Source organism: Pseudomonas sp. SM4 (genome assembly GCF_051913165.1).
Classification (GTDB): Bacteria; Pseudomonadota; Gammaproteobacteria; order Pseudomonadales; family Pseudomonadaceae; genus Aquipseudomonas.
Genome location: NZ_JBODOE010000018.1, coordinates 78,686 through 90,663 on the forward strand (window position 1 = coordinate 78,686; position 11,978 = coordinate 90,663).

Genomic DNA, 11,978 nt, shown 5'->3' on the forward strand with positions numbered 1-11,978 from the left:
TTGATTCACGGATAACTGAACGACTTCACCAGTGTCAGTTCGCCGACCGCGCGCATCGGGATCAGAAACGTCTCCATTTTCTCGTTCGGCGTGCCCTCTTCTGTAATCACCGTCACCTGCGCGGTGGTCAGCGCCTGCACCGGTTCATCGCCACCCTCGTCATCCCCGCGATAGCCACCCCCAAAGTAGTTCACGTACACCAGGTACTGGCCTTTGATCGGCGCGGGCATGGCGAAAATTTCCGGGCCGTAGCCGGTGGTGACGTCGACGTCGAGCGCGGCACCGTTGGCGGCGGTACGGTTGCCGTACCAGATGTGTGCGCCGTCGGGGGTGACGAGGTGCAGGTCGAGGTCGGTGCCGTCACTGTCCCAGGCCAGCAGCACGCGCAGCTTGGCCGGGGTGGCGCCGCCACTGGTGTTGAGAAATTGCGTGCGATGGCGTTGTTGGCCGTCAGGGCTGCGCACTTCGACGCTGTTGCTGCCGTTGGGGAAGGAGAACGGGCGATCAAAGTGGCCGCTGTCGTCGATTTTCAGCGGCATGCTGACGCCGTTGACGATCAGCCGCCCGGGCTCATTGTTCTTTGGTGTGGCTTTGATTTCGCCGCTGATGCGTGCGGTGTTGGCTTGACCGACCGGGGTGTTGACCGACGAGGCTGGGTAGTTGACGGTCTGGCGGAAGCTTTCGCCCTCGCCTTCAGGTGCGCCGCTGCGCCAGCCGCCGACCGGGGTGTCGAGTTTGACGCTGTCGGCGGCCATCGCCGGCGATAGCGCGGTCAACGTGCAGAGCAGCAGCAAGACCTGTGGATAACGAAGTGTCATGGTCTATTCCAGCAAAAGGTGACGGGCAAGCCCTTCGATGTAGGTTTCATCCTGGCCGTTGGGGTGTGCTTCAAAGGCCAGGTGCAGATATTCGTGGGTCAGGTCGAGGCGATCCTGCAAGGTCAGTACGCCGCGCACGTAGATGCGTTGGCGTTCACGGTCGACGAAGGGCCGGCCGAAGGCCAGTTTGCACACTGCGAATGTGCTGACTTCGTTGTAGCCGGTTTCGCTTTCCAGCTTCGGGCGCCAGCCGCGACGCTGTTTTTGCAACCAGTCTTGCGCGGCGGGCAATGCTTCGCAGGAAGCGACCGGGTTGTCCCAACGACTGAGACTGGCGCGCGGGTAGGCGTGCAGCAGAATCGCGTCATAGCGCTGACCGGCATTAGCTTGCTCGACGGCTTGTTGCCAGGCGAGCTTGTCCGGGCCGGGTTGATCGGAGTGATAGGTGACGGTGCTGCCGGCCAACACCAGGTCTGCCGTCCATGCAGCGATGTTGCGCGATTCAGCGGAGGCCGGGCGCGGTGCGACGCGTTGGCGAGTGCTGCTGTCGTCGATGCTCAGGCAATCGCCGTTGCGTGTGGCGTTTTGCAGCAGATAAGTGCGGATCGCTACGGCCAGCGCCTTGGCCGCTTCGGCGGGTTCAGGTTTGGCTTCACGTTCCAGCACGCGGGCGACGTATTCTTCGCGATCAAGCCTTGCGACGAGTTTGTCGTTGAGCAGAAACAGTTCGCCATCGCTGTGGATATCCAGCGCGTTGCCGTTGGCGAATTCGACGCGATAATCGCCACGCAAAGGGCCGGAAGGCATGACCCGCTCACCAGTCAGAACCCGTGTAACCGGATAACGCGAGAACAACCCGACTTCAACACAACGCCCCGCTTCTGCCGGCCAAGCCGCTGGCAGCACGGTCGCAAGCGCCTGCCCGTAGTGGCGCAAAACCATCTGACTGGTGCCGTGACCGCCTGCCCAGACTGGCGAGCCATCGACCGTCCAGCCGGCGAATCCACCCTGACGCGATTGCGCATCCTGGTCGCCGAGCCAGCTCCAGGTTTTCACCCGCAGACGCCCGCCCAACTCGCCGACGACATTGCCGTCCGCCGCGTTCAGCACCACGTCGAGCAGCACTCGACGCGCCTGATCCTGCGCCGGCAAAGTCGCCAGGACCTTCAGCAGTTCAACCACGGAAACCCGTTGCGCCGGTTGCACCGACGGCAAACCCAGCAGCCACGACGGCGCCTGCCGCGCCTGCCAATACGTCCGCCAATCCGCCGCCGCAATGCCCAATCGCGCAGGCTCGAAATACAAGCCGCAGGATTTCACCAGCGCCTGATCACGCTCGATCTTGCCGCCCGCCAAGCAGCAATAGACTTCTTCCTTGGACTGCCCGCGACACTCATACGCCGGTTCCCGAGCACCTGTATCGACCAGCCACGCGTAGACAAACAACTTCCACAGGCTGCCCAACGGCGTATCCAGTGATGACGGCAACGGTTCACGCTTGATCAGTTGCGTCTGACTCAACGATAACAACTCGCCCTTAAAGGCCACGCGCAACGGCTCATCCTGCGCTGTCGCCAGCGCAGGGATCACACACATCAGCAGCCACAGCAGCGGCCGGCTCATGTCAGTTGACCGTGACCTGACCGAGGGCGGCTTTCGCTTCCTGGGCCTGATGCTGCGGCGCGTAAATCTGGGTGAAGCGCACCGGCGGCAGGTTGAACTGGCCCTTCTGCGAGAAACGCACCAGATGGCGCAGGCGCAACTCGCCGCTCAACGCATCGACCGGCACCGCGTAAGCCAGTTGACCCGGTTCGAAACGCGCCTTCTCCAGCGCGGTCGGTTCGGTGCCATCCTTACCCTGCAATTTGATGCCCCACGTCGTGCGCTCGACATCGGCGCCCGGCGGCAACGGCACTTCGAGCATGCCGTAGCGCAGCGGTTTCGGCGCTTTGCTGGTGAGGATCACTTCGTCCAGATACAGGCTGTCACTGGACAGCGGCTTGGTCCCGACCGGCTCCAGTTTGAAGGTGAACGCTTCATCGCCCGGCACCAGTCGCGACAAGCGACGGGTGATGGTTACGGCCATTGGATCGACTGCCGGTTGCTGAGTCTGGAAGCTCAACGCCGCGCGCAGCGGACGCTCTTGTGTGCCAGACACAGTCAACACACTTGGCACTGGCGTCGCGCCTTGCCAAGTCCAATACATTTCGCCGCTGGCGCCGTAGTTTTTCTTCCAGCCTTCACCCGGCGTCAGTGCAATGGTCGGTGACGCCTGGGCGATGCTGCGTTGCAGCCAGGTCAGCGCCAGCGCGCGTTCCAAGGTCGATTGTTGCGGCAGCAGACGTTGCAGCAGCGCTTGCGCACGCGCTTGATCGAACGGCTGCAACGACAGGTTCAAGGCTTCGGCAAACGGCTGCGAACTGACCGACAGACGCTGTTGCGCAGCGCCCACCTGACGATTGAATGCATCCGGCAAGGCCACTTTCGACTGCGTGGCCAGCGCTGAGGTCAGCACCCGCGCCGCCGCCAGACCGAGCGCCGAATCCGGATCGCTCATCACCAGACTGTCTTCGCCATCGTCCATCAGCGTCTGCACATTGCCTTCACCGGCCTTGGCCAGATCGTCCATCAAACCGCTGAGCAGCGTGTTCACCGGCAGATGCATCTGCTTGGCAAACGACAGAATCAGCGCCCGTTGCAGCAACGGCGTGTTCGGCGCTTGCTTGGCGTAAACCTCCAGCACGCGCTGCCAATGCTCCGGCGGCAAGCTCAGTTCCAGCACATGGCTGGCGTTAAAGTCGGCGTAATAGGCATAGGCCGTGAGGAACGCATCCGGCTCACCGTCGTAACCCCACCAGGTGAAACTCGCCGATGGCCCGGCCATTTGCACCAGACGCAGACGGCTGTTTTGCATGATCAGGCGCAAGCGATCGCGGATCTGCGGGCTCGACGCCAGCGATGGATAAGCGATGCTCAACGGCAGTAAACGGCTGGCCGTCTGCTCGACGCCGCCATACGGATAGCTGAGCAGATCATCGAGTGCCGAACGGAACAGCGCTTGCGGGCTGTCATCCAGGCGCAGGCGAATATCCGTGGCGTCGGCCGGCAGACTCAACGGCGTGTCACCACTGGCGACATCAAGGCTCTGCGTCTGCGTCACTTGCCAGCCGTCACCGGTCGCACTCAGGCGCACAGCGAGGGAGTCGGCGGTCTTGCCGTCCTGCACCAACTCCGCTGTCCATTCGCCTGAAGCCAAGGCGAACGCCGGCAGCGGCAGGTAATTGATGCCGTTGTTGAGGGTCACCGGCAGGCGTTGTTCGGCGCCAGCATAGTGAGTGACCAGTTCAGCCTTGACTGGTTTTTCGGCCTGACTGAAGGCGAACACACCGAGTTGCGGCTGATCGCCCTTGCGGAATTTGCTCGGGCCGCTCCACTTCAGGTACAGCGGTTTTTCCGAACGGACGAACTGTTTCTTCTGCCCGACCTGACCGTCATCGGCGATGGCGCGGGCGGTGATGCGCCAGCGGGTCAGCGAGTCCGGCATCTTGAAGGTGAAGCGGGTTTTGCCGTCGACACCGGTCAACAACTCCGGCTGCCACGCGGCGGTGTCGACGTCTTCACGACGCGGACGCTCCAGCACTTTCACCCCGCGTTCGCTGCGGTTGGCTTTGCCCGGTGCGCCTGGGCTGCCCGGCAACGCGACGTCGTAGCTGATGAACGACAGACTGGCGCTGGTGCGCACGTTGTTGCGGCGCGGGTGATAGAAGAACTGGTCGATGGTTGGTGCGACTTCCGGTTGCAGCGCATAGACCATTTCGTCGACGACGCTGACGGTCAGATGCGCCGGAACCGCTTTGCCGGCGAACTGCGTGGTCAGGTCAACAGTGACCGTGTCGCCCGGCAGATACACCGCTTTGTCAGTACTGATCGCTACGTCGATTTGCGGCGCGACCACTTTGATCCCGGCATTCTGGAAGCTGTACTGACCGCCCTTGGTGTAGAGCACGGAGAAGGTCAGGTTCGGCGCGAAGTTATCCTTCACCGGGATGCGCGCGCGGTATTGGGTGTCGCTGAGTTTTTCCAGTTTCAGCCAGTCGCCGCCCTTGGCCAGCAGCGCGGTGGCTTCGACCTTGTCGCGCTCCAGCGAGAGCAATGCGTCACTGACCGGTTCCGGGAACGTGATCAGCGCCAGCGCTTCATCGCCGGCCTTGTACTCAGGCTTGTCGAGGACGATTTCCACGGTACCTGGTACCGCTTTGACGCCATCGCCAGTGACCGCATGCCCGGTAGCACCGAGGACGCGACCGTGTTGATCTTTCAAGGTCAGGTTGTAGGTGCCCGGACGCTCGAAAGCGAGGCTGAAGCCTTTATCCTTCGCGGCAAGTTTGCCTTCACCGGTGCTCTGGTCTTCCAGACGCACCCAGCCATACGTGCTCGGCGTCACTGCTTTGCTTTGCTCAGTGCCGCCTTCGTTGGCGTAGCTGAACGCAACCTTGTCGCCGACCGCACTGAAGCGTTGCGGCGCGCTCAAGCGGAAGCTCGCGGCACCGCGGTCGATGAGGATTTCCTTGGTGGTCTTGACCCGATACGCCGCGCCATCGCTGGCAAAAACGGTGAGCATGTAACGGCTCGGTTTGTCGGCGGCCGGCAGGTCGAGGGTCGCGTTGCCTTTGCTGTCGGTGGTCAGTTCGGTGCTGGTCAGCTCCACCGGGAATTGCCCGAGGTATTGCAATTCGTTGTCGACCATCGACAGTTGCTGGGCACGCAGGCTCAGGGTCAGTTTGGCGTTGGCCACCGGTTTGCCGTCCGGGTAGAGCAACACCAGACTGCCTTTGACCGGCTCGCCGGTGCGGTAATCCTGTTTGGCCAGGTTCAGTGAGATTTCGAAGTGCGGCTTGATGTACTCCGCCACACGGAAGGCGCTGCTGTAGGCCTGATCCTTGTAGTTGAAACGAATCTCGTAACCACCCGCCACAGCGTTGTCCGGCAACTGGAAGCGGCCCTGAGTACCGGCCTTCGAATCAAGTTTCAAATCGAGGTGCTGCAACTCGGTACCCGTAGCATCCAGCACGCTGACGTTGACGTCCGCAGCCCCCGGCAACACTGAATCCCGCGCATTCTTGAACTCGCGGCCAACGATCTTCAACGACACCCAATCACCCGGGCGATACAGCGGCCGGTCGGTGAAGGCATACAGTTTGGTGTCGTAGATTTCGCTGTCGTAATAGAAGTTTTCCGAGACGAAGACGCCGCCCTCTTCGTCCTCGCCAATCACGAACGAACGCTCCGGACTGACGTGTTTCAGGCGCAGCAAACCATCGGCATCGGTGGCGCCGCTGCTCATCACGCCGAGGCCATCGGTCCACAGCACATTGACCTTCGGCACCGAACTGCCTTCGTGTTTGCGCGCAGCCCAGACCAGCAATTCATCGCCGGCAATTTTGCTCACCGCGACGGTGTTGGAGACAAAAACCATGGTGGTCGCGCGGTACTTGCCGATCAGCGCTTCGACCAGATACAGACCGGGTTTCAGATTGCCCAACGGGATGTAAACGTTGCCCGGTGCAACGCTGACGAAATCACTGGAAGAACCGGCCAGATTCACCCCTTCCGGCGGCTGGATCGGCTTGGCCTGCCACAGCGGATAGCGGAACTGGCTCACTACCGGCAAGCCCGGAATCAACGCAAAGTGCGGCTGCGCGTCGTACGGTGTCGGTGCGGCGATGGCGTTGCCCATCTTCAGTTCCGGCACTTCTTCGGTGACCTGTTTGCGCGATTCATAAGAAAACGCGCGCTGCATCACTCGACGGGATTTGCGGTACCAGTTATCCCACAGGTACGCGAGGGTGTTGGACAGGCCTTCGCCCTTGAACTGGCCGTCGCTGACCACACGATGCAGATTCTTCTGGCGCTTGAGGAAATCCAGCGGCTTGTCGATGCGATACACGCGAATGTCGGCGCCGCCGTACGGTTCCATGCGGAAACGACGGTAATCACGGCCCGGCGCTTCGAGGCGCACCATCGCCTGTTCGTCGGCAGCAAAGCTGCTATCGGCCAGCAGGAAGAAGCTTTCACCGGAGACCGGCGTGTAGCCGCTCGGCTCGACCGAATCTTCGGCGTTGACGGTGGCCAATGGCAGCAACAGCGCCAGCAGCAAAGGAATTCGGGAGCAGAGTCGCAACATGCGGGCACCGGTCATTGGGAGAGAAAGTTCAGTCGATAGACGCCGATGAAGTTGGGGTTGGCTGCGTCGGGTATCCATCGGGTGTCCTTCCATGTCATGAGTTGCTGCAGGCTTGCCGAACGCATGCCGTTGTCAGTCGGGGTGGTGGTGCCGGTGTGATAGGCGATGTAGCGGCCCATCCAGATCATCAGGTGCTGGTCGTCGCCCTGATCGAAAAACATCAAGTCACCGGGCCGCGCCTGCGACACGTCGCGGCTGACCAGATGGCTGTTGAACTGAATCAGTTTGATCGCATTGACGTACGGCCCAACCTTGCCGCCGCCCTGCTGCCATTGCTGGGCGAGCTTGCGCTGCTCGTCGCTGAGCGCCAGTTCCGGCGGCAGATAACGATTGGACAGGCCATTGCTGCGCAGCCATTTGTCGTCATGGACTTTCAGTGCTTCGTTGGCGGCAAAACGCACCAGCCCGGCGCAGTCCTGCTGATACCAGCGCGGGCTCGGCCCCTGGCTCAATTGCTCCTGGGCGATGCGCACGAACCAGGCGCGAAACACCTGGGATTGCGCCGGATCCAGTGCAGGTGCTTCAACGGCTCGGGCGCCCGCGCTGAGTAACAGCGCGAGCAGGCCGAGGCTGCGGATCAGTGCGGTCACAGCGCTTTCCATTCCAGCGGCAGCCATTGCCAGTGGCCGTCAGGCTCGCTGTCTTCAGGCAGGGTCAGGGCATATTTGCCGTAGCCGCCGAGGGTGCGCAGTTTCGGGATCAGGTAGGTTTGCGCGGCGTTGTAGAACACCGGTTCCATGTCCTGCGGCAGGCTGTCGAGGGTTTCCTGCTGCATCAGTTGCGCCATCGAATCCGGGCCGAAGTAGATTGGCATCAGCACATCTTTGGGCAGCACGTCGGCCATTGGCGGGAAGCGCTTGTCGAGGGTACCAAGGGCTTTGTCGACGAGTTTGTCGTCGAGGGAAAACAGCAGCGTCGAACCATGACGGGCCAGGCTTACTTTCATGAACGCCTTGCCGGAAATCGCGTCCGGGTTCTCCGCAGTCTTCGCCGCATACGGGCCGAAGTTGGAGCTGACCTGACGCTGCCAGACGTGGTTCTGGCCTTCTTGTTTCTCGACCACAGGGAAGACGTTTTCTTCGACGTTGGACTCGAACGCACCGACCATCGAACCGAACAGCTTGCCGAGGTCGCCATCGAGTTTGCTGCTGTCCTCGTCTTTCAGACTGGCGACCAACAGCGGCGTGTACAAACGCGAATCGGCGTACCAGCACAGGCCTGCCGCGCCGGCCACGTGGTCGGTGAGGGTCTGCGCCACCGCGTCTTCAGCGCCGAGTTTCACCAGCAGTGGTTTTTGCGGTTCAGCAGCCACCGGCAGGGTCACGCAGGCACTGGCGCCCAGCGGCATCGCTTGCCACACCGGTTTGAAGTCGAAGTCGGGTTGGTTTTCCAGTTCGTCCATGGCGAGATAGCTGTGCCAGCCCTTGTCGTCCATGTCGAACCGCAGCCCGGCGAAATTCGGGATGAAGCGCTGATAACCCATGGCGAGGACGCTGGAATTCACCGACAGACGCTGTTTGGTTTCCGGGTTTTTCGCCGGCAGACCGAACGCTTCAGGGAAGAGTTTTTCGCCATTGAGCAACGCCGCCAGCGCTTGTGGTGAAACGTGGCCCGACTCTTCGGAGGCGCCGCTTTCCGGGTCGTAATACTTGGCCGGGTTGGACAGCACCACCAACTTGTCGCCGTGGGAGGCGAACAACAGGGCTTTGTTGGCGTTGTAGGCCAGTTGGTACAGCGGTACGCTATCGCCGCCGACTTTCAGTTCGCCCATCTGACTGAGCTGCGTGTCATCCAGTGCGACTTTCGCCAGCGGTTCGAGCAGTTTCGCCAGACCGCCGCGATCCATCACCAACAGGAAATCCTTCAAGCGACCATCCGCGCCACGCCACAGCGCGACGTCAGCCGGCTGATCGAAAAGCTGCTCGATCAGGCTGTCCTGCAACTTCAGGTCGTGCTCGTAGATGATCCGGCGCAGGCTGCCGATCAGCCCGAGGCGGTCGGCGTGGGTTTCGTAATAGAAGACGAAATCTTCGGTGAGCGTGGCCTTGAGGAACGGCACCGTCAGCAGGTCCTTGGGCAACTGGCTCAAGGAGCGGGTTTCCAGCAAGGCATCCGGACGGCTCAGGCCGAGCTTGTCACTCGCCAGCTCCGCCGGCGGCGCCTTGGGCTTGAGCAGCAGCCAGCCAAAACCACCCGCCACGCCGGCCACCAGGCACAACCCGGCCAGCAGCAAAGGCCAGCGTCGCGAAGGTTTGGCCGCTGGCGTTTCGACAGCCGAAGTCACAGTGTTATCGCTCATCTTCTCGCTCATTTCCCAAAGCTCAGGATTTCATCCGTGGCGGAATGCTTAATAGTTGAAAGTCTTGACCAGCAGCAGATCACCGATCGCCCGCAGGGGCACGATGAACGTTTCGCGTTTTTCGTCGACGGTGTTTTCGTTGAGCACCAGCGTGATTTGCGAGGTGATCACCTCGTTCTGGTTGCTGGTCTCATCGAAGTTATAGCCGCCGTTGCCGAAGTTGCCCCAATAGTTGACGTAAACCAGATAGGTGCCATGCAGCGGCGCGGTCATGGTGAACATTTCCGGGCCGGGGCCATCGACACCATCCGGGTCCAGACCGCCGCCATTGCTCAGCGCCGGCCGTGCCCAGAACGCATGCTGACCGTCGGGCGTGACAATGTGCAGATCGAGTTCGGCTTTTGGATCGTCCCATCCCAAGACAAGACGAATACGCGCCGGCGTGCGCAAATTGTTTGCTTCATAAAATTGCACACGCTTGAGCGACTGGCCTTCGGCGCTGATCACCTCGACGCTGTTGGAACCAGCGCCGAACGCATACGGCCGGGCGAAACGCCCTTGGTCGTCGGTGTACAGATTCAGTGGATTGCCATTCACGGCGAGGCTGTGCGGCGGGCGCATGTGTCCGATGGCCTTGAGTTGGCCCTGGATCATCGTGCGATTACGCTGGATGCCGCGATCGATCGGCGGCGTCGGATAGGCGACTTGCGGGTTTTCCGTGCGGTCGAGCAAACCGTGATAGCGCCAGCCGCCCACCGGTTCCGACAACTCGGCACTCGGCGCGGCCAGCAGCGCGGGCGCGCAGGCCAACCCGATCAGCAGCAAAAGAAATGAACGCATGTGATGCCTCCTGCCATGCCTGAACGAAACCTTGCACCCGATCCTCGGTACTTCACAGCGGTGAAACTGCGTTTCGTCTGAAAGACCCGTGACTATCGGGTCGTAGAAGGCGCGAAGATTAGCCATTTGGTGGCTTTTTAACAATCGGATACAGGTGCGATAGCTGTAGGAAACGTGCCTTTTGAGGGATGTGAGCCGAATAGAGCGGTTATTCGGCTCACAAAATGAGCCGAATAAGCCTGAATCACCACAAATCCTGTGGCGAGGGGATTTATCCCCGATCGGCTGCGTAGCAGTCGCAATGTGAGCTGACCTGATAGACCTGAAGATACACATATATAGGTTTGGGGCTGCTACGCAGCCCATCGGGGATAAATCCCCTCGCCACAGGGATCTTTGTTCTCACACGAGATCTTTGGTCTCACAGGAGATCCTTGTATTCAGATGGGATTCTTGTTCTGCACCAGGGATCACTCGTTGTCGCTGGCATCGCCCCGCTCATTTGCCCATAAACCCCCTATCTGCTAGTGTCGCGCCGGTTTAACGTCAACCGGAAATCGCCGCCATGGCCCGCAAAAAAGCTGCACTGGATTTCGAACAGTCCCTCGCCGACCTGCAAACATTGGTCGAGCGTCTGGAGAACGGTGAATTGTCGCTGGAAGACTCGCTGACCGCTTTCGAGCAGGGCATCGGTCTGACCCGTGATTGCCAGGCAGCGCTGGCGCAAGCCGAGCAGAAGGTGCAAGTGCTGCTGGAGCGCGATGGCGAACTCGCCGAGGAACCCTTCGACGCGGAACAGCCAGAATGATTGCAGCGTACACGGCGACCAGCCAGGGCCGGGTCAACGCGGCGCTGGAAACCCTGTTCAATGCGCCGCTGCCGGAACTGGCGCGGCTTTACGAAGCCATGCGCTACAGCGTGATGAACGGCGGCAAACGCGTGCGTCCGCTGCTCGCCTATGCGGCGTGCGAAGCGCTCGGCGGCAAGGCTGAGCAAGCCAACGGCGCCGCTTGCGCGGTCGAGTTGATCCACGCTTATTCGCTGGTGCACGACGATTTGCCGGCGATGGACGACGACGATTTGCGTCGTGGTCAGCCGACTACTCACAAAAAATTCGATGAAGCCTGCGCGATTCTTGCCGGTGATGGTTTGCAGAGCCTGGCGTTCAGCGCCCTGCTCGATCCGCGCCTGAGCGATTGCAGCAGCGATATCCGCCTGCAAATGGTCACCGCGCTTGCGCAGGCTGCGGGCCCGGCAGGCATGGTTGGCGGCCAGGCCATCGACCTGGGTTCGGTCGGCCTCAAGCTCGATCAAAAAGCCCTCGAACAGATGCACCGGCACAAGACCGGCGCGCTGATCGAAGTCAGCGTCAAACTCGGCGCCTTGGCCAGCGGCCGTGCCGAGCCGGACGAACTGCGCGCCTTGCAGACTTATGCACAGGCCATCGGCCTGGCTTTTCAGGTGCAGGACGACATCCTCGACGTCGAAAGCGATACCGCAACCCTCGGCAAACGCCAGGGCGCCGACATTGCCCGGGACAAGCCGACCTATCCGGCCCTGCTCGGTCTCGATGCGGCAAAAGCCTACGCGCTGGAACTGCGCGATCAGGCCCTGCATGCCCTGCGACCGTTTGACGCGGCAGCCGAGCCCTTGCGCGAGCTGGCCCGGTATATCGTCGAGCGCCGCAGCTGACGGCGAATCCGCCAAAAAAGACCAACGCGTGGGCAGGGGGCGATGCATCAGGTAAACTGCCGCATCTTCTATACCTATAACGATT

The 11,978-nt window shown here is 61.3% G+C and carries 8 protein-coding genes; 2 read left to right on the forward strand and 6 right to left on the reverse strand.

The window, feature by feature from the left end:
- Positions 1-5: 5 nt before the first annotated feature.
- Genes ACQ4MY_RS26520 through ACQ4MY_RS26545 form a run of 6 tightly spaced genes read right to left on the reverse strand, consistent with a single transcriptional unit; the run spans position 6 to position 10,201 of the window.
- On the reverse strand, positions 6-818 hold the full coding sequence (locus tag ACQ4MY_RS26520) for a YfaP family protein (protein ID WP_253481692.1): 813 nt from the start codon (positions 816-818) through the stop codon (positions 6-8).
- Between the two features lie 3 nt (positions 819-821).
- Complete coding sequence (locus ACQ4MY_RS26525; RefSeq protein WP_440096979.1) at positions 822-2,441, reverse strand: DUF2300 domain-containing protein; 1,620 nt, start codon at positions 2,439-2,441, stop codon at positions 822-824.
- Position 2,442: 1 nt separating this feature from the next.
- The gene (locus ACQ4MY_RS26530) at positions 2,443-7,017 is read right to left on the reverse strand and encodes an alpha-2-macroglobulin family protein (RefSeq protein ID WP_440096980.1); all 4,575 of its coding nucleotides are present in this window, start codon (positions 7,015-7,017) and stop codon (positions 2,443-2,445) included.
- Positions 7,014-7,664: a DUF1175 domain-containing protein gene (locus ACQ4MY_RS26535; RefSeq protein ID WP_008081825.1), complete on the reverse strand. Its 651-nt coding sequence runs from the start codon at positions 7,662-7,664 to the stop codon at positions 7,014-7,016. Before ACQ4MY_RS26535 ends, ACQ4MY_RS26530 begins: the two co-directional genes overlap by 4 nt.
- Positions 7,649-9,361 (reverse strand): DUF2138 domain-containing protein, encoded by a 1,713-nt coding sequence (locus tag ACQ4MY_RS26540; RefSeq protein ID WP_440096981.1) that lies wholly within the window; start codon positions 9,359-9,361, stop codon positions 7,649-7,651. Before ACQ4MY_RS26540 ends, ACQ4MY_RS26535 begins: the two co-directional genes overlap by 16 nt.
- Positions 9,362-9,409: 48 nt before the next feature.
- Positions 9,410-10,201, reverse strand: coding sequence for a YfaP family protein (locus ACQ4MY_RS26545; protein ID WP_008081828.1), 792 nt, complete (start codon positions 10,199-10,201; stop codon positions 9,410-9,412).
- 565 nt (positions 10,202-10,766) lie between these two features.
- On the opposite strand from ACQ4MY_RS26545, the gene ACQ4MY_RS26550 reads away from it, so the two are divergent.
- Positions 10,767-11,009 carry an exodeoxyribonuclease VII small subunit gene (locus tag ACQ4MY_RS26550; RefSeq protein ID WP_003228627.1) on the forward strand — a complete coding sequence of 81 codons (243 nt, stop codon included), beginning with the start codon at positions 10,767-10,769 and terminating at the stop codon, positions 11,007-11,009.
- The gene (gene ispA / locus ACQ4MY_RS26555; RefSeq protein ID WP_008081830.1) at positions 11,006-11,893 is read left to right on the forward strand and encodes a (2E,6E)-farnesyl diphosphate synthase; all 888 of its coding nucleotides are present in this window, start codon (positions 11,006-11,008) and stop codon (positions 11,891-11,893) included. Before ACQ4MY_RS26550 ends, ispA begins: the two co-directional genes overlap by 4 nt.
- The last annotated feature ends 85 nt before the right edge of the window (positions 11,894-11,978 follow it).

What these genes read in the sequence shown, in the direction of transcription:
- ACQ4MY_RS26520 (WP_253481692.1), bottom strand. Translation starts at nt 818, where the DNA reads ATGACACTTCGTTATCCACAGGTCTTGCTGCTGCTCTGCACGTTGACC.
- ACQ4MY_RS26525 (WP_440096979.1), bottom strand. Translation starts at nt 2,441, where the DNA reads ATGAGCCGGCCGCTGCTGTGGCTGCTGATGTGTGTGATCCCTGCGCTG.
- ACQ4MY_RS26530 (WP_440096980.1), bottom strand. Translation starts at nt 7,017, where the DNA reads ATGACCGGTGCCCGCATGTTGCGACTCTGCTCCCGAATTCCTTTGCTG.
- ACQ4MY_RS26535 (WP_008081825.1), bottom strand. Translation starts at nt 7,664, where the DNA reads ATGGAAAGCGCTGTGACCGCACTGATCCGCAGCCTCGGCCTGCTCGCG.
- ACQ4MY_RS26540 (WP_440096981.1), bottom strand. Translation starts at nt 9,361, where the DNA reads ATGAGCGATAACACTGTGACTTCGGCTGTCGAAACGCCAGCGGCCAAA.
- ACQ4MY_RS26545 (WP_008081828.1), bottom strand. Translation starts at nt 10,201, where the DNA reads ATGCGTTCATTTCTTTTGCTGCTGATCGGGTTGGCCTGCGCGCCCGCG.
- ACQ4MY_RS26550 (WP_003228627.1), top strand. Translation starts at nt 10,767, where the DNA reads ATGGCCCGCAAAAAAGCTGCACTGGATTTCGAACAGTCCCTCGCCGAC.
- ispA (WP_008081830.1), top strand. Translation starts at nt 11,006, where the DNA reads ATGATTGCAGCGTACACGGCGACCAGCCAGGGCCGGGTCAACGCGGCG.